The sequence below is a fragment of the Acinetobacter portensis genome (genome assembly GCF_023158935.1).
GTDB classification, from domain to species: Bacteria; Pseudomonadota; Gammaproteobacteria; order Pseudomonadales; family Moraxellaceae; genus Acinetobacter; species Acinetobacter faecalis.
This window is the reverse complement of sequence record NZ_CP096120.1, coordinates 398505-419232: the sequence shown is the minus strand read 5'-3', so window position 1 is coordinate 419232 and position 20728 is coordinate 398505. Positions and strand designations below refer to the sequence as shown.

The following is a 20728-nucleotide window of genomic DNA, read 5'->3' as shown; positions in this document are numbered from 1 at the left end:
TTTTCCCTTCATAAATCAATAAAAATACACACTTATTTTAAATTATAAATTTCTTACATTTTCCTGCTAAACTATGCGCCTTCTTACATTCCTTGATTTTTTGCTCAATATTTATCGTGCAGATAGAACACATGTGGAATGCCACTAGGTCTTCTATACTGCCACAAGAGCATGTTTCATAAAGATTTATCTTTTAGGAGCCTACATGACGGTTCAAACCTTCATTCCAAATAGTGCCCAAGCTGCCTCAGAAAACACTGTTACCCAGCCACAGCACACCCCAGCCAACGGTTCAGTAAAAAAACTGTTCATCGAAACGCAAGGGTGTCAGATGAATGAGTATGACAGTCATCGTATGGCAGATTTACTAGGCGATTCACACGGCTATGTGTTAACCAAAGATCCGAAAGAGGCCGATATTCTACTTATGAATACCTGCTCCATTCGTGAAAAAGCACAAGAAAAGGTATTTTCTGAACTTGGTCGCTGGCGCAAGCTAAAAGAAAAAAATCCGGACCTAATTATTGGTGTTGGTGGATGTGTTGCATCTCAAGAAGGTGACAACATTCAAAAACGTGCCAATTATGTTGATATGATTTTTGGTCCACAAACTTTACACCGTTTACCACAAATGCTCGATCAGCATTTTGACCAAATTGAAAAACCTAAAAAAGAAAAAATCAAACTGGTTGATATTTCTTTCCCTGACATTGAAAAATTCGACTTTTTACCTGAACCGCGCGTTGAAGGTCATAAAGCATTTGTTTCAATTATGGAAGGCTGTTCAAAATACTGCTCTTTCTGCGTTGTGCCTTATACACGTGGCGAAGAAGTTTCACGCCCACTCGATGATGTCCTTGCTGAAATTGCAACATTGGCAGAAAAAGGCGTTCGTGAAATTTCACTATTAGGTCAAAACGTAAATGGCTACCGTGGTGAAACTTTCGAAGGTGAAATTTGTACATTTGCAGATTTACTTCGTTTAGTTGCAGAAATTCCGGGAATTGGTCGTTTACGTTACACCACATCTCACCCGCTTGAATTTAACGATGACTTAATTCAATGCTACCGAGATTTACCACAAATGGTTTCTCACCTTCATTTGCCTGTACAAAGTGGTTCAAATGATGTCCTTCAGGCGATGAAGCGTAACCATACCATTGATGTTTACATCGAAAAAATTGCCAAGTTACGTAAAGTTCGTCCAGATATGCATTTATCTTCAGATTTCATTATTGGTTTCCCTGGCGAAACAGATGAAAACTTTGAAGAAACCTATCAGTTTATTAAAGACATGGACTTTGACCATTCTTATAGCTTTGTATATTCAAAACGTCCGGGAACTCCTGCGGCAGAATTGGAAGATACAATTTCTGAAGATGTGAAAAAAGAACGCTTAGCTAAAGTTCAACAATGGATTAAACGCTCAAGTATTGATAAGACAGATGCAATGCTAGGCACAATCCAACGTGTTCTTATTGAAAAAGTTTCCGACAAAGACCCTGACCTTTTAGTGGGTACAGCAGACAACACGCGTTATGTGACATTTATTGGTGATGCATCTTGGGTTGGACGTTTTGCAGAAATTGAAATCACTGAAATAAAAACTTTAAATTTAGTTTACGGTGAGCTCTTGAATCTTGAACCTGACGTAGCGTAATGTAGGGTTATAACAAGATTACTTTTAAGGAACTCTCTTGACTGCAACGATTCGACGTACAGTAGCTTTTCCTGGTGTTTCAGTTGACCGTTTAAAGAATATGTTAGGTGCTTATAACGGTCACTTAAAACAAATCGAACAACGTTTGAATGTCCAAATTTCCCATCGTGGCGAAGAATTCTTTGTCGATGGTGATCTAGAAGCAGTCGAGAGAGCCGAAAGCTTGCTCCAACGTCTGCATAGCGAAGCTGAACTTTCTCAGCAGATTTCATCAGACACCTTGCATCTTATGATTCAAGGCAGCCAAACTGACCGTGAACTACAAACGGATTTAGACCAAGAACATACAGGTCTAGAAGATGTTTATCTACAAACTCGAAAAGGTCGCATCAACCCGCGTGGTGCAAACCAAAAGCGTTATGTTCAACGCATCTTACAAAGTGATATTTCATTTGGTATTGGCCCTGCCGGTACAGGTAAAACCTATCTTGCAGTTGCTGCCGCTGTAGATATGTTAGAACGTAATGAGATTCAACGTATTTTACTGGTTCGACCTGCTGTTGAAGCAGGTGAAAAGCTCGGTTTTTTACCAGGTGATTTATCTCAAAAAATCGATCCTTATTTGCGTCCACTTTACGATGCATTGTACGAAATGCTTGGCTTTGAAAAGGTTGCAAAACTGATTGAACGCCAAGTCATTGAAGTTGCTCCACTTGCTTATATGCGTGGTCGCACACTCAACCATTCTTTCGTTATTCTCGATGAAGCACAAAACACTACACCTGAACAAATGAAAATGTTTTTAACCCGTTTAGGTTTTGGTTCTCGTGCCGTCATTACAGGTGACGTAACACAGGTCGATTTACCTCGAGGACAACAATCGGGTTTATCACATGCATTACGTGTTATTGAAAATGTAAAAGAAATTCATATTACTCGCTTCCATTCACGCGATGTTGTGCGCCACCAATTGGTACAAAAAATTGTTGAAGCATACGAAGGATGGGATAGCGAACATCAACGTCTTAGTGCAGAAGCTCGTGCGGAACGTAAAGCGCTCCAAGCGGCATTAATTGCTGAAAATGATGCCGCAGCAGATGCACAAGACTAATTTAAACATGATTTAAGGATTTGTTTTGAAGCTTAGTCTTTCTCTACAACAGGATTTTCAAGCACCTGAATTGGTCTTGAAGCGTGCTCATATTAAAAAAGTTGTAGAAACAGCTTTACGCCATATCGACACAAAAAGTGATTGTGAAATTGGTATTGCTTGTGTCGATAATGATGAAAGCCACAAACTCAATTTAGAATATCGCGGCAAAGATAAACCGACCAATGTTTTATCTTTCCCAAGTGACCTTCCCGATGAAATGGCTGAAATTTTAGATTCATTTCCAATTGGCGATTTAGTCATTTGCATTCCTGTTGTATTACGCGAAGCTCAGGAACAAAATAAAATTCCACTCACTCACTTCACCCATATGCTTGTTCATGGAACTTTGCATTTAATGGGATATGACCACGAAACTTCAGATGAAGATGCAGACGAAATGGAAGCATTGGAAATTGAAATTCTTGCTAAATTAGGTTTTGAAAATCCATATTTAGAACAAGATTAATTCTGAATTTTAAAAAGCGAGCTAGAGCTCGCTTTTTTATTTGAGAAAATTGAACAGACCTCTACTTAACTATCTCCTAGAAGGAGAAGGAAATAGACTGAAAGCTTTAGTTCACTTCAATTTCAGCTTCAGCAGGATCAAAACGCCAAGTACGAATAATTCGAAGCTCTGAGATATCTTTCATTTTAGAATCGAATGCACCATACGGTGCTGCTTTACGAACCGAGGCTTTAGCTGCCTCATCTAAAATGGCATGACCTGAACTATCAATTAAACGAATTGCACGAATACCGCCATTCGCATTTAAGATAACCATTAAGCGAACTTCACCAGATAAACGCATTTGTTTAGCTTGTTCTGGATAATATCGATTACCGTAAAATTCTACTTTTTCACGGAATTTATCCATATACGCTGCTGAAACGTCTTTTTTCGCCTGAATGCCATCTAAAGTTTTTACTTTTTGAGTACGACTGAAATTTTGCTGACGTTTTAAATATTGTGCTTCAATGCTTGCAACCATTGCTGCTTTGGCTTGAAATTGGCTATTGAGTTGTTCCATCGCCTTTTTACGGTTATTTTGCTCTGCTTCTTTTTTCCAACTTAACGTGGTCATTAACACTTTTTCTTCAAAGCTCAATTCACGTTGTTGTTGCATTTGCTCTAAACTTTTAAGTTGTTGTTCACCAGCGCTTAAATCTTCCATCGCAGCAGGCATATCGCTTGATATCCGATGTGCTTCACGAAATGTCCCCGCCCCTTGTTGATTTTCTTGTGCTAAAAAATCTGCATTTTTTACTTCTTTTTCAGCAGGTCGAATAGAAACTGCAATATCTTTTGTCGATGTGTCAGTTGCTGTTGGCTCTGCAAATTGTAGAGTCAAAACAATGAGATGCAAAAATCCTGCAATCAACAATGATGCAGTAAAAATAGAATCTTGCCACCAGTGGCTTCTAAAAGGTGTTAAAAATATTTTAATTGACATCACAATAAACGGACAAAAGTCGGTTTTCCCAAACTGTAAAAACAGAATAATATAGATCGAGTTATCTATTTTTATAGATAAAAGCGAAACCTATCAACAAATAAATCAAGCATATAAACTATTGAAAATGGTGCTATTTATTTTGATAAACTGCAAGCGATAAACTCGAATTTTTAATACAATTAAAGTAATTTGAGTCAAAGATAGACCCAATCATTGGAACACGATATGCAAACGATCATTTCAAATATCTCCGCTCGCTTAAAACAAGCTTATCAAAAAGCTGAAGATTACATTGAAGACGAACGTGAATTTCCAATGTCTCAAGTGTTTCTGAACGCCACATTTCAGCGTTTCGTTACCGATAATGTAAAAATGTTAAAAGATCTTCATGCAGATTTACATGATGATTGGTTACGCCTTTATGCAACCTTAGATTACAACGGGCTAAATATTACATTAAGTGTCGATTTAAAACTTGCGCTGATGGAACTCAATAAAAAATCTCAGTTGATTGTATTTGAACAAATTAGTGAAACTACAATTTTAGATGCTAAATATCCAAGTGTGTTTCATAAAGGTGGTGTTCAATGTGCTTTATGGTTCTATCAAAAAGTTTTAAATAAAGATCCTTTAGGCATGATTTTAGAAAAACTAAATGTGATTAAAGTAAAAGATGATTTACTTTATTTAGACTTAAACCGTTGGCTTGGCAAAAATAAATCGATTATTGATACTTTAGCCAAGGTAAACGTAAATCATGCTGTACTTCGTGAAGCTCAACTTGTTGTTTTTGGCAATGTTAATTTAGTGGCGCTTTTTAGCAAAATGTCGAGTGAGCGACTAGAAAGTAATGTTACAGACTTCACCGAATCTGACGTTACGCCAATTAAACAGAAATAGCGTACGATGCTATAGCAATTTACAGCGCTACATTTCAGATACAGAAAAGAAAAAAATCTAAGATTTATCTTCATGATCTAAATGCATAATCATTAAAACTCATTTCAAGCTGTGGAACTCATCTTCCATTACGTAAAGGACATTTAATATATGGCTAAACAAATTTTAAAAACTCTCAGCCTTACTTCTGCTCTTACAGTAACGGCGGTATTGGGTACAATTTCAAGCCAAAGCTTTGCAATGAGTCCATTTCAGGCGGGTTATCAGTTTAGCTACAATGGTAAAAATATTGGTTCAGCGACACGTACATTAGCAAAGTCTGGCAACAATTGGTCATACGCTTTTGTTGCAAAAGCAGTTGGTTTAGCCTCTGCAACTGAAACTAGTAAATTCACTTTGAATAATGGACAAATTTCATCTACAAGCTTTAGCCGCACAAGTAAGGTTCTTGTTCATAACAACACTATGAGCATTAACTTTAATCCAAGTACAAAATTAATTAATACCAAAAAAGATGATAAAACTCGTTCATTTGCTTGGAAAGCAGGTGTTTTAGATGAGCTAAATGCAGAACTTCAGTTACGTGAAGATTTGAAAAAAGGCACATTAAAATCGAATTATTATCTTGCTGATGCAAAAGAAATTGAAGCACGTAAATTTGTAAAACAAGGAAATGAAAAAGTAACTACAAGCTATGGTACTTTCGACACCATGAAAGTTGTGTTAAAGCACGATAAACCTGGTCGTGAAACAATTTTCTGGTTAGCACCTAAATTAGATTACCTGCCTGTAAAAGTAACCCATGTCGATAAAAAAACATCTTATGGACTGTTACTAACAAGCTATAAAGGACAAACAAGTTAAGGAATTTGTTAATTTCGCTTGCATTTTTTCAGTTGCTTTTTAAAATACGCTTTTGCTTTAAAAAGCAACTGCTTTTGAGGATTCTCCCGTGCAAGCACTTGAACAGAAAATCTTAGCTGAAGGTATCGTCCTTTCTGAGGAAGTTCTGAAAGTCGATTCTTTCTTAAATCACCAAATTGACCCTGCAATGATGCAACTCATTGGTCAAGAATTTGCTCGTCTATTCAAAGATGCGGGTATTACAAAAATTATTACCATTGAAGCTTCTGGTATTGCGCCTGCAGTAATGGCTGGTTTAGAGCTTGGTGTTCCTGTAATTTTTGCACGTAAATACCAATCTTTAACTTTAAAAGATGATTTGTATCGTTCTAAAGTTTTCTCTTTCACTAAGCAAATTGAAAGCACAATTGCGATTTCAAACAAACACATCAGCTCAACTGATAAAGTGTTGGTTATTGATGACTTCTTGGCAAATGGTCAAGCAGCTTTAGGTCTTGCAGACTTAATTCACCAAGCAAATGCTGAAGTTATTGGTATTGGTATTGTGATTGAAAAATCATTCCAACCAGGTCGTGATTTACTTCTTGAAAAAGGTTACCGCGTAGAATCTTTAGCTCGTGTTAAATCTTTAGCAAATGGCACTGTTGAATTTGTTCGCGATTAATATTCGTGAAAATAAAAAAAGCGCCAATTGGCGCTTTTTTTATATCCAATTATCTTAAAGAGTCGGTTAAACTCAAAATAAGCATTTAAAGTGTTTTATTAAAAACACACAAATCAAGGAATAAGATAATGCAATGTCCTAAATGTGGATCTAGCGAAATTGAACAACGCAACCATGAACAAAACCTTCAAAAAATAGGCGGCGTATTACTTAGTGGTGCAGGAGCAACAGCAGGTACTGTTGGTGGTGCAGCATCTGGTGCTTCTATTGGTGCTGCTATTGGAACAGTTGCAGGTCCGTTAGGCATTATTGTAGGCGGAACTGTAGGAACTTTCGTTGGTGCAATTAGCGTAGGTATTACGGGTGGTTTTTTAGGTCATCGTTTTGGCAAAAAAGCAGGTGTTATTGTCGATCAAAGAATTTTCTTAGATTACCAATGTAACAAATGTGGCAAACGTTTTAAGGCAGAAAAAAAGGAGAATTAATATTCTCCTTTTCATTTTATTATTTCAATAATTTCAACGCGGTTTCAGCAAGTCGTCTTCCCTGCTCTTCACATAAGCCTTTTTCATCTTGGCTTAGGCTTTGGTCGTGTCGTGGTCCACTTACATGCGTTGCACCATAAGGTGTTCCACCTGTTTTAGTATTCGATAATGCAGGCTTTGCATTGGTTAAACCCAAAATTATCATCCCGTGATGAAATAACGGTGGAAGCATAGTCAATAAAGTGCTTTCCTGCCCGCCATGCATAGAGCCTGAAGAAGTAAATACACTTGCAGGTTTATTATGTAATGCACCATTTAGCCATAAACTTGTTGTTTGATCTAAGAAATACTTCAGTTCCGATGCCATATTACCAAAACGTGTTGGTGAGCCTAATGCCAAACCTGAACAATTAGCCAAATCATCTAAGGTGCAATAAATATCACCATCATTTGGAATACTTGGCTCCGCCTCTTTTACCACAGTTGATAAATTAGGAACTGTACGAATTTTTACAGCCATGCCCGTAGATTCGACACCATTTGCAATTAAATGTGCCATCTCTTTTGTTGAGCCATATTTACTGTAATATAGAACTAAAATGTAGGGTTGCATATTTTTAACAAACGGAACAAAAAAGAAAACTATACGGTATTTTTATCTTTTTTTGGGTAAGCTTATTAAAGAAAGTTGAGAAATATCATTAAAAACAATTGAGATTACTAAAGCATGATCATTGAGTATTTTAAAAAACTACCTTTTTATGAAAAGACATGGTTTCAGTTTATTTTGTTTGTATTACGACGCTTTGAAGCAGACCGTTGCCGTGAACAAGCAGGATCTCTAACTTATACAACCCTGTTTGCTGTAGTACCAATGCTTACTGTTTTTCTTGTTATTATTTCTTCAATTAAAGCACTAGAACCAGCCAGACAACAATTACAGCAACTCATTTATAGTAATTTCTTACCCAATACCACCATTGCATTCGACAAAGCCTTAAGTGCATTTACAGAAAAATCGAGCAATTTGACCATTATTGGCGTGCTGTTCTTATTTTTTACTACAGTGATGATGCTCACGAGTATTGAAACGGTGTTTAACCGAATTTGGCGTGTAAAAGAAACACGCGGTGGTATTTTAGGTTTTATGCGCTATTGGACAATTATTTCTTTAGGTCCCATTTTACTTGGCAGTGCCTTTGTTATTTCATCAACGCTCGCATCTATGAATGTATTAAGCAATAACTTTGCAGGCTATGAGTTAGATGGTGCATTTATTTTATGGGCAATTTCATTTTCCCTCACTGTTATTGGTTTTTTTATTCTAAATTGGACAATTCCCAACCGTAATGTTCCTATAAAAGCTGCACTTATTGCGGGTCTCTTTAGTGCCGTTGTGTTTGAATTATTGAAAAATTTATTCGGCTATACCATGTCGAATTTCACCAGTTACCAAATTGTGTATGGTGCTTTTGCTGCCGTTCCAATCTTCCTTTTATGGATTTTCCTGTCATGGAATATTGTTTTACTTGGTGTTGAAATTAGCTATGCCTTAACTGCATTTAATTCAGGAAAAGATCAAAAACGTCATCCTTTACTCATGCTTTTAGATTTATTAGAGCTGTTCTATAAAAAGCAAAAAGTTGGAAAATCTGTTAGTGAACACGAAGCTTTAGAAGTTTTAGGACGTGATGAAATTGGACGCTTGCCTTCATACATTTTAATGCTCGAGAAACAAGATCTAATTAAACGTACAGATGACGATAAATTCGTGCTTGTTCGAAATTTATCTCAAGTCGATTTTTGGAATTTTTATAGCAATCTACCTTATTCATTACCGCATAAACATGACATTGGTGATGTTCTTGAACATGATGAATGGATGGAAAAAATAGGGCCTGCACTTATTGAGGCAGATGACTATTTATCTGCGAAGCTCTCTATTCCTCTTTCTAAAATATTTGAAGCAAAGTAATCTTCTTAAAATTAGAAAGCCCTTTTATAAAGGGCTTTCTAATTCGCTATTTTCACAATGGATTCAATTGTTTGCAAACGTACATTTCCAACAAATTAATGCACCCACTGTCACCAATGCTGTACCAATCCAAAATGCAAAAGAAGGAATTACACCTAAAATAAGCATAGACATTAGGGATGATAAAATTGGCATAAAGTACGTTGCTAAAATTAATACTTGGATGTTCCCAAATTGTAAACTTTGATTCCAATTGCTATATGCAATACCAATCAAGCTTCCCACAACTGCAATTGCCAACCATAAATTCAGGCTTGGCATAATGAATGGTTCATTTAATGCAAAGTGTAGAATCCACAATGAAGCCGCTGTAAGCACAAAGAATAAAGGAACTGCGTTATATCCTTGTGCATATTTTTTCGTTAAAACGCTATAGCACGGCCACAAAATTGCACCTAAAAAGGCAAAGAAATACGCTTTGGGATTTTGCTCTAACACATGAATAAACTGTGCTATTTCTAATATTCGTGGATTCACCACAAGCAATAAACCAATTACAGCCAAAATAAATCCAACAAAAACAAAGTTATTAAACTTTAATTGCTTTGCAAATATAGAAAATAAAATGGTGATGGGCGGCCATAAGTAATTAATCATCGCAATAATTAAAACTTGCTCATGGTTATGTGACAGCGCAATAGAGATTAAGAATAAAATTTCATAGCTAACAAATAAAATACCGCAGCCATATAAATATTCTTTTGGCATTTCTTTAAGTGACGGCATGCTACCGAATATTAAAATGCATAAAGCACTAAAACTGTAAATCATGGCGATGCCTGAAACAGGTGTCACTTGTTCAGTAATGAGTTTTACAACTGCCACCAAACTAGCCCAAATTAATATTGAACTAAAACCTAGCCATGTATATTTATTTACAGTATTCATTTTTAAAATTTATCTAAGAGATTTAGGAAAAGCCAAACTGCGCTTAACCCATTGATGGAGTGTCACAATAAATACTCCTGCCATTACAAGCAAAGTGCCTAAAATAAAATTGGTTTCAATGCTTTCATTTAAAAAAACAACGCCAAAGACCATACCAAAAATTGGCGTTAAAAAGGAAAAAACACCTAATCCATTTGCTAAATATTTTCTAAGCAACCAGAACCAAAGTAATAAACTAAAGAATGACATAATGAGCACATGGAATGCCAAACTACTTAAAGTAAGTACTGTCCAATGAATAACTGTTTGCCCTGTAAAATATGCAACAGGCAATAAGAACAAGCAACCACCTACCAATTGATAAAAAAGCGTTTGCGTAGGATGAGCATCTCCTAATTTTGTTAAACGTAGTGCAATAGTGGTAAACGCCCACATAATGCCTGCACTTAGCGCTAGAACATCACCAAATAATACTTGCTGTAAATCTACACCTACTTTTTGCTCACGCCCCATAAAAGATAAAACAATACCTGAAAATGCAATAAAAATTCCGCCCCACTGAATTACAGATAAACGCTCAGAAGGTAATTTCCAATGCAAACCTAAAGCGACAAAAATAGGTGCGGTATAAAGCAAAACAACGGTATGAGAAGCCGACGTAAAGCGTAAAGCTTCAGCCACAAAAACAAATTCAGCAGAAAATAAAAATGCCACCAAAATACCTGGAAGCAAATATTCTTTCGAATATAAATGTGTTCCTTGCTCTAGCTTAATTAATGGGTAAACCAAAATTGCTGCAAGCCCAGACCGAATTGCAATTTGCATAATAGGAGAAATATCAGGTGCAGCAATTTTAAGTACAACCTGTTGAATACCCCAAACAATACACAATATGACCATTAAGCCAGATGCTTGAGCATCTAGCGGCTTACGCAATTCCACTATATATACTTACCTGTAATAACTAGACATAGAGTAATGTCCTAACTGAAATATATATGATTAATTAGATAACAAGTCACCTTATTAAAATCTTTTTTGTATGTATAAAACTCATTTAAATAATTTATTGAGGGTTAAACACAAAATTCATGCACAAAAAAGCGACCTAAATAGATCGCTTTTTTTAAGAAATTTCTAAATTTTAATTTTCGTTTACAAAGGCAATATCACTGAGTCCGGCTTCACTCGCACGTGACATTACTTGAGCAACTGTATCGTATTTAGATTCTTTATCTGCACGTAATTGCACAGTTGGTTTTTGCGCTTGCTGACCTGCTTCGTTAAAACGAGTTTCTAGCTCATCTAAACTAATCATTTTATCATCCCAAGCAACATCACCATTTGCATTAATGCTTACAGTAATTGCTTTTGGTGGCTGATCTTGGATTTCAGCAGTCGTTTGTGGCAAGGTTAATGGAATTGATGGGTTGGCAACGGTTGCTGTCACCAAAAAGATGATCATCAATACCAACATAATGTCGATAAGTGGAATGAGGTTCATCTCATTCATGCCGCTATCGTTGTCTTCACCCAATTGAAAAGCCATTAAACTTGACCTCCAACTAAACCATTTTCTGTTGCTTTCACTTCAACTTTTTGAGTTGATGAATCTTGCTGCAACATTGTGTCAATTAATAAGCTGTGTGCATGGTCTTGTAATTCGTTATTTAACGTTTTGTTGAAGCGCATGCAGATGTTGTATGCAATTACTGCAGGAATCGCAACAGCCAAACCAAAACCAGTCATAATCAGTGCTTCACCAACTGGTGTTGCAACTTGTGCTAAACCTGCTTGACCACTTTTACCTACGGCAACTAAAGCATGGAAAATACCCCAAACCGTACCAAATAAACCTACAAATGGTGCAAGTGAAGCAATTGTTCCTAACACTGCAATGCCTTTTTCAGCAGAAGATTTTTCAACTGAAATTTGACGAAGAAGTGCTTGCTCTGCCACAGCTTTACGTTGCTCGAACGATAAAGGTGAAAGCTTATTTTTCAATGCAGCAATAGCTTTAGAAAGTTGAGCATAAGCGATTTGTTTAAGTTGGCGCGTTCCCATCAAGCGCAAGATAAGAACAGTCCATGTTGTAATAGACATAATCAACAACACAAAATAAAGTGTTTTGCTGACTGCATCTGCATGTTGCCAATAAACTGAAAAGTTCATACTCGAACTCCTGATAAATGTTAGCCGTTAGAATTCAATGTAAGTTCAAATGGTTGATCCGCTTTAAACGGATATGCAATACCATTTTCCTTATATGGTTTGAATTTTGCACCTTTTACAGCGCGTACAATTTTTTCATCAAGGGCGCTAAGACCACTCGATTTAATTACTCGTACATTTGTAATACTGCCCTTCGCATCTGCTTCAATAGAAACAACAATAATGCGATTAGAGCCTTGTAAATCTTTGTTTGTATAAACTGGTTTTGGTGAACGTGACCAAGAAATTTGACCAATGTTCAATTTTTTCGGTGTATTCAGTTCTTGCTGACGACGTTGATTTTCACGTTGTTCATTTGCAAGACGATCACGTTCAGCTTGCTCACGTTGCTGTTGATCACGCTGTTGCTGTTCTAAACGCTTTTGTTGCTCTTGCTGTTCTTGTTGTTGCTTTAACTTATCTAAACGCTCTTTCTCAAGTTTTTTCTTATCTACAACTTCTTCTTGAGGTTGAACTTTCTTCTCTGTTACCTGTTGTTTTTGCGCAATTACTTTTGGCTTCACAATAGGTTCGGGTTTAGGTTCAGGCTTAGGCGGTTGAACAACAGGTTCTACTACAGGCTCAACAACGGGTTCATCTGCAATTGTGACAAAACGAACGCTCATTGGCTTTGTTTCATTTGGCTTTATTTCTAAAGTTTTGATATGACTCAAAGCCCACATCACACTCAAATGTCCGACAATTACTGCTGTTAAAGCAATAACGACTTTCTTTTTCATCGGATTATGTTCAGGCATCATAGGTGAGGCAGATTGAGTCATTAAATTCTTTTACCTTCAAAAGCAAAATTACATATTTAAAGTAAATTTTAAATCAGCAATTAAACTTATCGGTCTGTACAATTAAAGTGCCACAATGATAAATGAGAAGTGTTTTCATTTGCAACATTTAATTTGTCTATTTTTATTACTTTTTTATTGATTTATATTACTGATAATTCATATATTCAATAAAAAAGGCATACTAATAGTATGCCTTTTTATCTGTATCAAATAAAGACTTATTGGAAAACAACAGTCTTATTACCATCTACAATAATACGATCTTCTAAATGCCATTTAACCGCACGTGCTAAAACGTTGCGCTCTACATCTTGACCTAAATCACGAAGCTGATCTACGGTAAAGTCATGGTTTACACGCTCTACATCTTGCTCAATAATTGGTCCTTGGTCTAAATCTGCTGTTACATAATGCGCAGTTGCACCAATCAGCTTAACGCCTTTTTCATACGCTTGTTTATATGGGTTTGCACCCACAAAAGCAGGTAAGAATGAATGATGGATGTTGATGACTTTCATTTCCCATTTTTGTACAAATTCCTCATCTAGAATTTGCATATAACGAGCAAGAACAAGTAAATCGTTACCTTGCATTAACTCATCAATTTGCGCATAAGCTTCACGCTTATTTTCTTTATTTACAGGTACAACTTCAAAAGGAATACCAAAGTTTTCTACAGACTCACGTAATGTTTCATGATTAGAAACAACTTTCGTAATTTCACATGGTAAACCACCACGTGCATGACGCCATAAAAGTTCAAGTAATGCATGGTCTACTTTTGAAACTAAGATACCCACTTTTTTAACATCACTTACCAATGCCAAGCGCCATTGCATGTCATAACGTTCTGCCACGTTCGATGCAAAAGTTTGCGTTAAATTTTCTTTACGACTTTGTAAATTATCTAACTCAAATTCAACACGCATAAAGTAACGCCCGCCCTGAGCCGCTGTAGCATATTGATCTAGAGCTGTAATATTTGCTCCTTGATGATACAAAAAGCTAGAAACAGCTTGCACAATACCTGGTTTATCTTCACAGGTAATTAACAAACGTGCAGTGTTGGCAGTCGTCATATTCATGTTGGTTTATATCGCTAATCAGTAAATTAAAATAAGCCGAGCATTCTAACGCTTTTTCGTTTGCCAACAAAATAGAATTATTCACTATCTATTTTTTTGCAGATGAAAGGCTCTCAAACAACTCAGATGAACCAAAAGATTCTAACAATCCTTCATAGGTATTTCGGCTTTCACCACGTAAATAAGCACCTTCTAAGAAGACCATTTGACGTAATGCTTGCCATACCCATTTTTCTTCCAATGTATTCGAATCTTTAATATGACCCGACATATATAAAAAGTTTGTCCAGTTGGTTAAAACAATCCATAAATTAATAATTAAAGCTTCAATTTCTGAATCTGTCATTTCCATTAATCCAGCATTTACAAAAGCTTTATAAACTTTTTGTCCTTGCTGCATCACTTGACCTGCAAATCGCGGATACATTTTACGAAAATCTTCGTTATTTTCGACCAAATGATAAACATCACGATGCAGAAAACGATATGCCCAAAGCTGGCTACTTAATACCTGGAAATAACGAATTTTATCGTTTGCATCTAAAGCACGATCATCTGGCAAAGCAAGCATTTCAAGCGTTTCAGATTGATACTGCTCCATTAACTCTTTAATGATTTCACTTTTATTACGAAAATGATAATACAAATTTCCAGGGCTCATATTCAGCTCTGCTGCAATATGATTTGTTGTAACTAAACGCTCACCGCGTTCGTTAAACAATTGCAAACTTAACTGTAAAATACGCTCTTTGGTTTTGACCGTTTTTGATTGAGACATCCTGACATAACCATTCTGTATAAAATGTTAGCAAACTAACATAAAGTATCTTGACTGTTTAGAGTAAATACTCTAAAAACTTAATTAATCGCTTTTATTAAATGTAATTTGCTATGAACAGTCAAACAAAAAATACAACCATGACCGCACAATCATTTGACGAAACCCATTTAAACGAGCTTCTATCATTACAAAAATTTGCTTATCAGCGTTACCCTGTGCCAAGCGCGAAGGAACGTATAGACCGACTTGCCCGATTAAAACGTGTTTTAGTGAAATACCAAGACCAATTTGCAGATGCGATTAATCAAGATTATGGTAATCGCTCTATAAGCGAAACCAAAATTGGTGAACTTCTCACGTGTTTAGAGCATATCAAATATTATAGTAAAAACCTAAGCACTTGGATGAAACCCTCTAAGCGCCACGTTGGAATCATTCATCAACCTGCAAAAGCATGGGTCGAATATCAACCTTTAGGCGTAATTGGCATTATTACACCGTGGAATTATCCTTTATTACTTTCTGTTGGTCCCCTTATTTGCGCGCTTGCTGCTGGCAATCACGCAATGATTAAAATTTCGAGTGCATCTGCCAATTTTGGCCGTGTACTTGAACAAGCTATTGCAGAAGCATTTCCACAAGAGTTAGTTGCTGTGGTAAATGGTGGCGGTGTTATTTCTGACTTATTCTGTCATTTAGCATTCGATAAAATTATTTTTACAGGTTCTACCACTGTGGGTAAAACCATTATGGCGGCTGCCGCAGAAAACTTGGTTCCTGTTATTTTAGAACTTGGCGGAAAATCGCCTGTTATTGTGCATTCATCAAGTGACATGAGCGATGTTGCCCAACGTATTGCCGTTGGTAAATTATGGAATTCAGGACAAACTTGTGTTGCGCCCGACTATATGTTCTTACCAAAAGGCAAAACAGCAGAATTCATCGAGCAATTTGAAACTTATGTATTCGATATGTACCCAAGTATTTTAAATAACCCCGATTACACATCTATTGTGAATGACAAACAATATAATCGTTTGCAGGGATATTTAGAAAATGCAAAAAAACTTGGTGCAAAAATTATTGAAATAAATCCACAAAGTGAAGATGCAAGTTTAAATAGAAAAATTGTGCCAACAATCTTGACTGGCGTGACTTCTGACATGGAAATTATGAAGAATGAAATCTTCGGTCCCATTCTTCCTATAATGGAATATGATCAAATAGATGATGTTCTTGCGTTTATTAATAGCCGTCCGCGTCCACTTGCATTATACTATTTCGACTTTGATCAGGCGCGTGCAGATTATATTGTACAGCGCACACATTCAGGTCACTTCGGATTGAATACTGTTTTGACTCATGTTGCACAAGACGATTTACCATTTGGTGGCGTAGGTGCATCAGGCATGGGCAAGTATCACGGTCCTGAAGGATTTTTCAGTTTGTCACATGAACGGTCTATGATGTCTAATCCCAAGTTGTATAGCTTGAAATTCATTCTCCCACCGTTTGACAAGCCGATTCATCGACTTATTTCGAAGACTCTTCTTCGATAACTGATCAAGGCATGAGCTATTAAACAGCATCATGTCTTGTTTTATCTTAAATCGCTTGTCTTTTAAGCGTATTTTTGGTATAAAACGCCCCTTGAATGAATTCAATCCGTTTATTTTTGACTGGCCATACAGATTTGCTGTTGGCTAAATCAATGGAGTTACACCATGTCTAAGGTTTGCCAAGTTACCGGCAAGCGTCCAGTCGTTGGTAACAACGTCTCACACGCCAACAACAAAACTAAGCGCCGGTTCGAGCCGAACCTGCACCACCACCGTTTCTGGTTAGAAAGCGAAAAACGTTTCGTACGTCTTCGTCTAACTACTAAGGGTATGCGTATTATCGACAAATTGGGTATCGAAAAGGTTGTTGCTGACCTACGTGCTCAAGGTCAAAAGATCTAAGGAGTTACGACAATGCGTGATAAAATTCGTCTAGTTTCTTCTGCTGGTACAGGTTATTTCTACACTACCACTAAGAACAAACGTACAATGCCGGAAAAAATGGAAATCAAAAAATTTGATCCAAAAATCCGTCAACACGTAATCTTTAAAGAAGCTAAAATTAAATAATTTTAGTTTTTTTGAAAAAAGCGACCGTCAAGGTCGTTTTTTTTTGCATTTTTTTTATGCGACTTGCTACACTTTAAAAATATTTTTTGGCACTCTTTGTGCTTATTTAAACCTTAACCATAATAGCTTAGGGAGTTTTTAGTGCCACATGATGTAGAACTGATAATATTACTTGCGGTTGGCTTTGGCGTCGCCTTAATTTTTGGCTATATCGCTGCACGTTTACGCCTCCCCCCTCTTATCGGTTATCTTATTGCCGGTATTATTATTAGCCCAAACACCCCAGGAGTTGTGGGCGATCTACATCTCGCAAATCAACTTGCTGAACTTGGTGTAATGTTCCTCATGTTTGGCGTGGGTATGCATTTTTCTTTAAAAGATTTAATGCAGGTTCGTCGTATTGCTTTGCCTGGTGCTATTTTACAAATTAGCGTTGCAACATTGCTGGGTATTGGTATTTCAATGCTTTGGGGATGGAGCTTTGGATCTGCGCTAGTCTTTGGTTTAAGCTTATCTTGTGCAAGTACTGTTGTTTTACTTAAAGCTTTAGGCGACCGTGGTTTACTCAATTCTGTAAACGGTAAGATTGCTGTTGGTTGGCTTTTGGTCGAAGACCTTGTGATGGTCTTAGTTTTAGTGCTTTTACCTGCAATGGCTGTACTACTTGGCGGACAAGCTTTATCTAGCGGGGCTGAAAACGAAAACATTTGGTTAACATTAGGCATTACCTTACTTAAGGTTGCTGGTTTTATTGCCTTTATGCTTATTATTGGCAAACGACTTGTACCAATGATTATGCAAGTAGTTGCTCGTTTAGGTTCTCGTGAACTATTTACGCTCACCGTTGTTGCAGCAGCCGTTTCCATTGCTTTTGGCGCATACAAAGTATTTGGCGTATCTATGGCATTGGGCGCTTTCTTTGCAGGTATGGTTGTAAAAGAATCTGACTTTAGCCAACGAGCAGAAGCCGAAACACTTCCACTTCGTGAAATTTTCTCCATCCTATTTTTTGTTTCTGTAGGAATGCTGTTTGATCCAAGAATTTTAATTGAACAACCTATTCACGTTTTAGGCACTGTTGCTATTATTATGATTGGTAAAACTATCGCTGCAATGGCATTGGTTCTATTCTTCAGATACCCAATTAATACCGCGCTTACAGTTGGAGCAAGCTTAGCCCAAATTGGTGAGTTCTCATTTATTTTGGCAACTTTGGGCGTTTCACTTCAATTATTATCACTTGAAGGTCAAAATTTGATTTTGGCAGGTGCCTTAATTTCTATCACCCTAAACTCATTTATTTTCTCTGCGGTAGAACCTATTCAAAATTGGATACGTAATCGCTCGCATTTGGCACGTTTGCTTGAACGTAGTGGTGATCCATTAGCAATGCTTCCAGATGCTGTTTCTCAAGATTACCTACGTGATCAGGTGGTTATTGTTGGTCATGGTGAGGTTGGTCGTCGTATTACAAAAACTTTAATGGAAAAAGATATTAAAGTTGTAATTGCTGAAGAGAACCGTGAAATTGTAGAAAACTTGCGTGAAAAAGATATTGCAGCAGTTTGTGGTCTTGCAACAGAACCAAGCGTACTGATTCAAGCACACATTCAACATGCACGCCTTTTAGTACTTTCACCTATGGATATTTTAGATATTCATAAAATTGTAGATATCGCAAAAACATTGAACCCACAAATTCAAGTTCTGGTATGTGCGGAAAGCAAAGCCGAAGCTGAAGTTATTCGTAAAGATAATATTGGCGAGGTTTATTTTGCGAAAGAAGAAATGGCGAAAAATATGACCAATCATATTCTTCATCAAATTGAAGTCGCGCATCATCAATCTTCATCGCATTAATCAAAACTAAAACAAACTAAAAGAGGATTAATTACTTTATTAATCCTCTTTTATATTCTATTTATTAGACTTCCTTCATAAATCATTTTTCAACCAATTTAATTGTTTATCTTTCACCCAATCTAAATTGTATATGCCAGCAAGTAAATTAAACCGCAGGTTTAATCGTTTACGACGATTTCTATATACACAAGATAAAATCTTAAAACATTTCATCCTTCCAAATACATGCTCTACTTGAATTCGTCTACGACCAATCTCTTTATTTAACTTTTTTAATTCAGAATCTAGTTTTTCAGTTTTCTTTGCTTTAGATGACATGAGGCATCCAAAACCCAATTTCTTTATCCCTAAATACCCCTTATCAACGATAAAAAAGGGCTTAAATTTTAATTTCCTCATGCTTTTTTTAAATATTTTAAAATCATGCATGCTTCCATGACTTCCACATACACTCAGTATTTCACCTGTTGTATAGTGCATAGATAGCTGAAATTTAAAGGTATGTCGCTTTTTTTTACCGCTATACCATTTCTTCTGTTTTTTTTGGACGTTGAACTAATATTTCAGTTGCATCAATCACAACAACTTCCCAATCCACTTCATCTCGATTAGGAAGTTGTTTTGGCAAGTTAAATTTTCCAGAACGGATTAAGGTATCTTCAATAACGCGTGTGATACGAATTGCACTCGTTTCAGATACACCGTAACTCATACCAAGATGGAAAAATGTTCGATATTCTCTCCAATATTCTATACATAAGAGCAAACGATCTTCCAACGGTAATTTATGTGGTCGTCCTTTACCAATATGACAAGGTAACTCCTTATTTAGCTCGGCCAACATGAGGTTAAATGTAGCCCAACTAACACCGGTAAGCCTACGAAACTTAACGTCTGATAATTTTTGAATATCTTTGAATTTCATCCAAGGATTATCCCTTGGATTAAATAATTTTGCTGATTAATTTAAGATCAAATAAATTGTACGTTTTTTGATTTATGACGGAAGTCTATTCTTTATAAATAATTAAAATATCTACTATAATCACGCCGTAAACTTAGTATCAAAATATTAATTTAAATTATTACCAATAATCTTTTTTAAAATTCAATAGGGAAAAATATGTTACTTATGTATTTAGGCTTTGCCATTATTATCATTGGTGCAATTGGTTTTTTAATTGCAGCTTTCAAAACCAGTATTTTATGGGGCTTAGGTTGCTTCTTGTTTTACCCTATTTCAATTGTATTTTTAATTTTGCATTGGCAAGAAGCAAAAAATCCCTTCTTCCTTCAACTTATTGGTATCGGATTTGTATTTGCAGGTTCAATGTTTATTACCCCTTAAAGCATTCAAAATAAATTAAAAAAAGCGCACTATTGAGTGCGCTTTTTTCGCTAAATAAAAAAATTTAACTCAGATATTTTGGCTTTTCATCTACAACTGCTGTTTCATCAAACACATTGCCTTGCTTTTCCATTAAAGCAAACAAAGCAGCCTGAATCATATGCTGAGCAACGACAGGAATTTGATCACCCAATAAGGCGCGCACTTCATCATTAAACTGAATTTTAACTAAAGGATCTTCAGAACCAGCATTGCGTAATGCCAACTCACCACCTTCAAGTTGAACAAGCTCTAAAATTGCTTCTTGGCTACCAAATAATTCTTTCAACTGTTCTATCGACATATATCCTCCATGTTCAACATGGTGACAAAGGCATTTATGCGCTTTGCATTGTTTGAATTAGT

At 36.3% G+C, this 20728-nt stretch carries 24 protein-coding genes and 1 pseudogene; 13 read left to right on the top strand and 12 right to left on the bottom strand.

Features of this window, described 5'->3' with window-relative positions:
• The first annotated feature begins 205 nt into the window (after window positions 1-205).
• Genes miaB through ybeY form a run of 3 tightly spaced genes read left to right on the top strand, consistent with a single transcriptional unit; the run spans window position 206 to window position 3279 of the window.
• Window positions 206-1660 carry a tRNA (N6-isopentenyl adenosine(37)-C2)-methylthiotransferase MiaB gene (miaB, locus tag MZO21_RS02150; RefSeq protein WP_248103214.1) on the top strand — a complete coding sequence of 485 codons (1455 nt, stop codon included), beginning with the start codon at window positions 206-208 and terminating at the stop codon, window positions 1658-1660.
• 37 nt (window positions 1661-1697) lie between these two features.
• The gene (locus tag MZO21_RS02145) at window positions 1698-2771 is read left to right on the top strand and encodes a PhoH family protein (protein WP_154773379.1); all 1074 of its coding nucleotides are present in this window, start codon (window positions 1698-1700) and stop codon (window positions 2769-2771) included.
• 25 nt (window positions 2772-2796) lie between these two features.
• Complete coding sequence (gene ybeY / locus MZO21_RS02140; RefSeq protein WP_154773378.1) at window positions 2797-3279, top strand: rRNA maturation RNase YbeY; 483 nt, start codon at window positions 2797-2799, stop codon at window positions 3277-3279.
• 106 nt (window positions 3280-3385) lie between these two features.
• Here ybeY and MZO21_RS02135 read toward each other — a convergent pair whose 3' ends face one another.
• On the bottom strand, window positions 3386-4264 hold the full coding sequence (locus tag MZO21_RS02135; RefSeq protein WP_154773377.1) for an energy transducer TonB: 879 nt from the start codon (window positions 4262-4264) through the stop codon (window positions 3386-3388).
• A gap of 228 nt (window positions 4265-4492) precedes the next feature.
• Between MZO21_RS02135 and MZO21_RS02130 the strand changes: the two genes are divergently transcribed.
• The 4 genes from MZO21_RS02130 to MZO21_RS02115 all read left to right on the top strand — a co-directional run bounded on the left by MZO21_RS02130 (window position 4493) and on the right by MZO21_RS02115 (window position 7180).
• A complete protein-coding gene (locus tag MZO21_RS02130) occupies window positions 4493-5167 on the top strand; it encodes a hypothetical protein (protein ID WP_154773376.1) in 675 nt (224 codons plus the stop codon).
• A 150-nt stretch (window positions 5168-5317) separates the two neighbouring features.
• On the top strand, window positions 5318-6031 hold the full coding sequence (locus MZO21_RS02125) for a DUF3108 domain-containing protein (RefSeq protein ID WP_248103212.1): 714 nt from the start codon (window positions 5318-5320) through the stop codon (window positions 6029-6031).
• Window positions 6032-6119: 88 nt separating this feature from the next.
• Window positions 6120-6695, top strand: coding sequence for a xanthine phosphoribosyltransferase (locus tag MZO21_RS02120; RefSeq protein WP_171501335.1), 576 nt, complete (start codon window positions 6120-6122; stop codon window positions 6693-6695).
• 128 nt (window positions 6696-6823) lie between these two features.
• On the top strand, window positions 6824-7180 hold the full coding sequence (locus tag MZO21_RS02115) for a hypothetical protein (RefSeq protein WP_248103210.1): 357 nt from the start codon (window positions 6824-6826) through the stop codon (window positions 7178-7180).
• A 19-nt stretch (window positions 7181-7199) separates the two neighbouring features.
• Here MZO21_RS02115 and wrbA read toward each other — a convergent pair whose 3' ends face one another.
• Window positions 7200-7793 carry an NAD(P)H:quinone oxidoreductase gene (gene wrbA / locus MZO21_RS02110; protein WP_154773373.1) on the bottom strand — a complete coding sequence of 198 codons (594 nt, stop codon included), beginning with the start codon at window positions 7791-7793 and terminating at the stop codon, window positions 7200-7202.
• Between the two features lie 114 nt (window positions 7794-7907).
• Here wrbA and MZO21_RS02105 point away from each other — a divergent pair, with 114 nt between their 5' ends.
• A complete protein-coding gene (locus MZO21_RS02105) occupies window positions 7908-9155 on the top strand; it encodes a YihY family inner membrane protein (protein ID WP_154773372.1) in 1248 nt (415 codons plus the stop codon).
• A 63-nt stretch (window positions 9156-9218) separates the two neighbouring features.
• Here MZO21_RS02105 and yddG read toward each other — a convergent pair whose 3' ends face one another.
• From yddG to MZO21_RS02070, 7 genes are all read right to left on the bottom strand, one after another.
• Window positions 9219-10103, bottom strand: coding sequence for an aromatic amino acid DMT transporter YddG (yddG, locus tag MZO21_RS02100; protein ID WP_154773371.1), 885 nt, complete (start codon window positions 10101-10103; stop codon window positions 9219-9221).
• A 9-nt stretch (window positions 10104-10112) separates the two neighbouring features.
• Window positions 10113-11045 carry a DMT family transporter gene (locus MZO21_RS02095; RefSeq protein WP_171501334.1) on the bottom strand — a complete coding sequence of 311 codons (933 nt, stop codon included), beginning with the start codon at window positions 11043-11045 and terminating at the stop codon, window positions 10113-10115.
• A 202-nt stretch (window positions 11046-11247) separates the two neighbouring features.
• The gene (locus MZO21_RS02090) at window positions 11248-11652 is read right to left on the bottom strand and encodes an ExbD/TolR family protein (protein ID WP_154773370.1); all 405 of its coding nucleotides are present in this window, start codon (window positions 11650-11652) and stop codon (window positions 11248-11250) included.
• The gene (locus MZO21_RS02085) at window positions 11652-12275 is read right to left on the bottom strand and encodes a MotA/TolQ/ExbB proton channel family protein (protein WP_154773369.1); all 624 of its coding nucleotides are present in this window, start codon (window positions 12273-12275) and stop codon (window positions 11652-11654) included. The genes MZO21_RS02090 and MZO21_RS02085 overlap by 1 nt, the downstream gene beginning before the upstream one ends.
• A gap of 20 nt (window positions 12276-12295) precedes the next feature.
• Window positions 12296-13096, bottom strand: a complete 801-nt coding sequence (locus tag MZO21_RS02080; RefSeq protein WP_228273460.1) for an energy transducer TonB — start codon at window positions 13094-13096, stop codon at window positions 12296-12298.
• A 239-nt stretch (window positions 13097-13335) separates the two neighbouring features.
• Window positions 13336-14202: a formyltetrahydrofolate deformylase gene (gene purU / locus MZO21_RS02075; protein WP_154773368.1), complete on the bottom strand. Its 867-nt coding sequence runs from the start codon at window positions 14200-14202 to the stop codon at window positions 13336-13338.
• An 88-nt stretch (window positions 14203-14290) separates the two neighbouring features.
• On the bottom strand, window positions 14291-14980 hold the full coding sequence (locus MZO21_RS02070; RefSeq protein WP_154773367.1) for a TetR/AcrR family transcriptional regulator: 690 nt from the start codon (window positions 14978-14980) through the stop codon (window positions 14291-14293).
• A gap of 113 nt (window positions 14981-15093) precedes the next feature.
• On the opposite strand from MZO21_RS02070, the gene MZO21_RS02065 reads away from it, so the two are divergent.
• The 4 genes from MZO21_RS02065 to MZO21_RS02050 all read left to right on the top strand — a co-directional run bounded on the left by MZO21_RS02065 (window position 15094) and on the right by MZO21_RS02050 (window position 18972).
• Window positions 15094-16542 carry a coniferyl aldehyde dehydrogenase gene (locus MZO21_RS02065; RefSeq protein WP_154773366.1) on the top strand — a complete coding sequence of 483 codons (1449 nt, stop codon included), beginning with the start codon at window positions 15094-15096 and terminating at the stop codon, window positions 16540-16542.
• Between the two features lie 165 nt (window positions 16543-16707).
• The gene (gene rpmB / locus MZO21_RS02060) at window positions 16708-16944 is read left to right on the top strand and encodes a 50S ribosomal protein L28 (protein WP_000048256.1); all 237 of its coding nucleotides are present in this window, start codon (window positions 16708-16710) and stop codon (window positions 16942-16944) included.
• Window positions 16945-16956: 12 nt separating this feature from the next.
• Complete coding sequence (rpmG, locus tag MZO21_RS02055) at window positions 16957-17112, top strand: 50S ribosomal protein L33 (protein ID WP_001205031.1); 156 nt, start codon at window positions 16957-16959, stop codon at window positions 17110-17112.
• 141 nt (window positions 17113-17253) lie between these two features.
• On the top strand, window positions 17254-18972 hold the full coding sequence (locus MZO21_RS02050; RefSeq protein WP_171501333.1) for a cation:proton antiporter: 1719 nt from the start codon (window positions 17254-17256) through the stop codon (window positions 18970-18972).
• 75 nt (window positions 18973-19047) lie between these two features.
• On the opposite strand, the pseudogene MZO21_RS02045 reads toward MZO21_RS02050, so the two are convergent.
• Together MZO21_RS02045 and MZO21_RS02040 are read right to left on the bottom strand one after the other, a co-directional pair.
• Window positions 19048-19458: pseudogene (locus tag MZO21_RS02045) on the bottom strand (transposase family protein); the annotation flags it as partial.
• Window positions 19459-19495: 37 nt separating this feature from the next.
• A complete protein-coding gene (locus MZO21_RS02040; RefSeq protein WP_152872730.1) occupies window positions 19496-19900 on the bottom strand; it encodes a transposase family protein in 405 nt (134 codons plus the stop codon).
• Between the two features lie 198 nt (window positions 19901-20098).
• Between MZO21_RS02040 and MZO21_RS02035 the strand changes: the two genes are divergently transcribed.
• Window positions 20099-20323 (top strand): hypothetical protein, encoded by a 225-nt coding sequence (locus MZO21_RS02035; RefSeq protein WP_154773721.1) that lies wholly within the window; start codon window positions 20099-20101, stop codon window positions 20321-20323.
• A 64-nt stretch (window positions 20324-20387) separates the two neighbouring features.
• Here the strand turns inward: MZO21_RS02035 and MZO21_RS02030 are convergent, their stop codons facing one another.
• Window positions 20388-20666: a hypothetical protein gene (locus MZO21_RS02030; RefSeq protein WP_154773720.1), complete on the bottom strand. Its 279-nt coding sequence runs from the start codon at window positions 20664-20666 to the stop codon at window positions 20388-20390.
• Window positions 20667-20728 lie beyond the last annotated feature (62 nt).

Excerpts from the sequence above, each read along its gene's own strand:
- MZO21_RS02105 (WP_154773372.1), top strand. The coding sequence starts at position 7,908 with ATGATCATTGAGTATTTTAAAAAACTACCTTTTTATGAAAAGACATGG.
- wrbA (WP_154773373.1), bottom strand. The coding sequence starts at position 7,793 with ATGCAACCCTACATTTTAGTTCTATATTACAGTAAATATGGCTCAACA.
- rpmB (WP_000048256.1), top strand. The coding sequence starts at position 16,708 with ATGTCTAAGGTTTGCCAAGTTACCGGCAAGCGTCCAGTCGTTGGTAAC.
- MZO21_RS02080 (WP_228273460.1), bottom strand. The coding sequence starts at position 13,096 with ATGACTCAATCTGCCTCACCTATGATGCCTGAACATAATCCGATGAAA.
- MZO21_RS02040 (WP_152872730.1), bottom strand. The coding sequence starts at position 19,900 with ATGAAATTCAAAGATATTCAAAAATTATCAGACGTTAAGTTTCGTAGG.
- MZO21_RS02130 (WP_154773376.1), top strand. The coding sequence starts at position 4,493 with ATGCAAACGATCATTTCAAATATCTCCGCTCGCTTAAAACAAGCTTAT.
- rpmG (WP_001205031.1), top strand. The coding sequence starts at position 16,957 with ATGCGTGATAAAATTCGTCTAGTTTCTTCTGCTGGTACAGGTTATTTC.
- MZO21_RS02135 (WP_154773377.1), bottom strand. The coding sequence starts at position 4,264 with ATGTCAATTAAAATATTTTTAACACCTTTTAGAAGCCACTGGTGGCAA.
- MZO21_RS02115 (WP_248103210.1), top strand. The coding sequence starts at position 6,824 with ATGCAATGTCCTAAATGTGGATCTAGCGAAATTGAACAACGCAACCAT.
- MZO21_RS02085 (WP_154773369.1), bottom strand. The coding sequence starts at position 12,275 with ATGAACTTTTCAGTTTATTGGCAACATGCAGATGCAGTCAGCAAAACA.
- MZO21_RS02035 (WP_154773721.1), top strand. The coding sequence starts at position 20,099 with ATGTTACTTATGTATTTAGGCTTTGCCATTATTATCATTGGTGCAATT.
- miaB (WP_248103214.1), top strand. The coding sequence starts at position 206 with ATGACGGTTCAAACCTTCATTCCAAATAGTGCCCAAGCTGCCTCAGAA.
- yddG (WP_154773371.1), bottom strand. The coding sequence starts at position 10,103 with ATGAATACTGTAAATAAATATACATGGCTAGGTTTTAGTTCAATATTA.
- MZO21_RS02070 (WP_154773367.1), bottom strand. The coding sequence starts at position 14,980 with ATGTCTCAATCAAAAACGGTCAAAACCAAAGAGCGTATTTTACAGTTA.
- MZO21_RS02065 (WP_154773366.1), top strand. The coding sequence starts at position 15,094 with ATGAACAGTCAAACAAAAAATACAACCATGACCGCACAATCATTTGAC.
- MZO21_RS02090 (WP_154773370.1), bottom strand. The coding sequence starts at position 11,652 with ATGGCTTTTCAATTGGGTGAAGACAACGATAGCGGCATGAATGAGATG.
- purU (WP_154773368.1), bottom strand. The coding sequence starts at position 14,202 with ATGAATATGACGACTGCCAACACTGCACGTTTGTTAATTACCTGTGAA.
- MZO21_RS02125 (WP_248103212.1), top strand. The coding sequence starts at position 5,318 with ATGGCTAAACAAATTTTAAAAACTCTCAGCCTTACTTCTGCTCTTACA.
- MZO21_RS02030 (WP_154773720.1), bottom strand. The coding sequence starts at position 20,666 with ATGTCGATAGAACAGTTGAAAGAATTATTTGGTAGCCAAGAAGCAATT.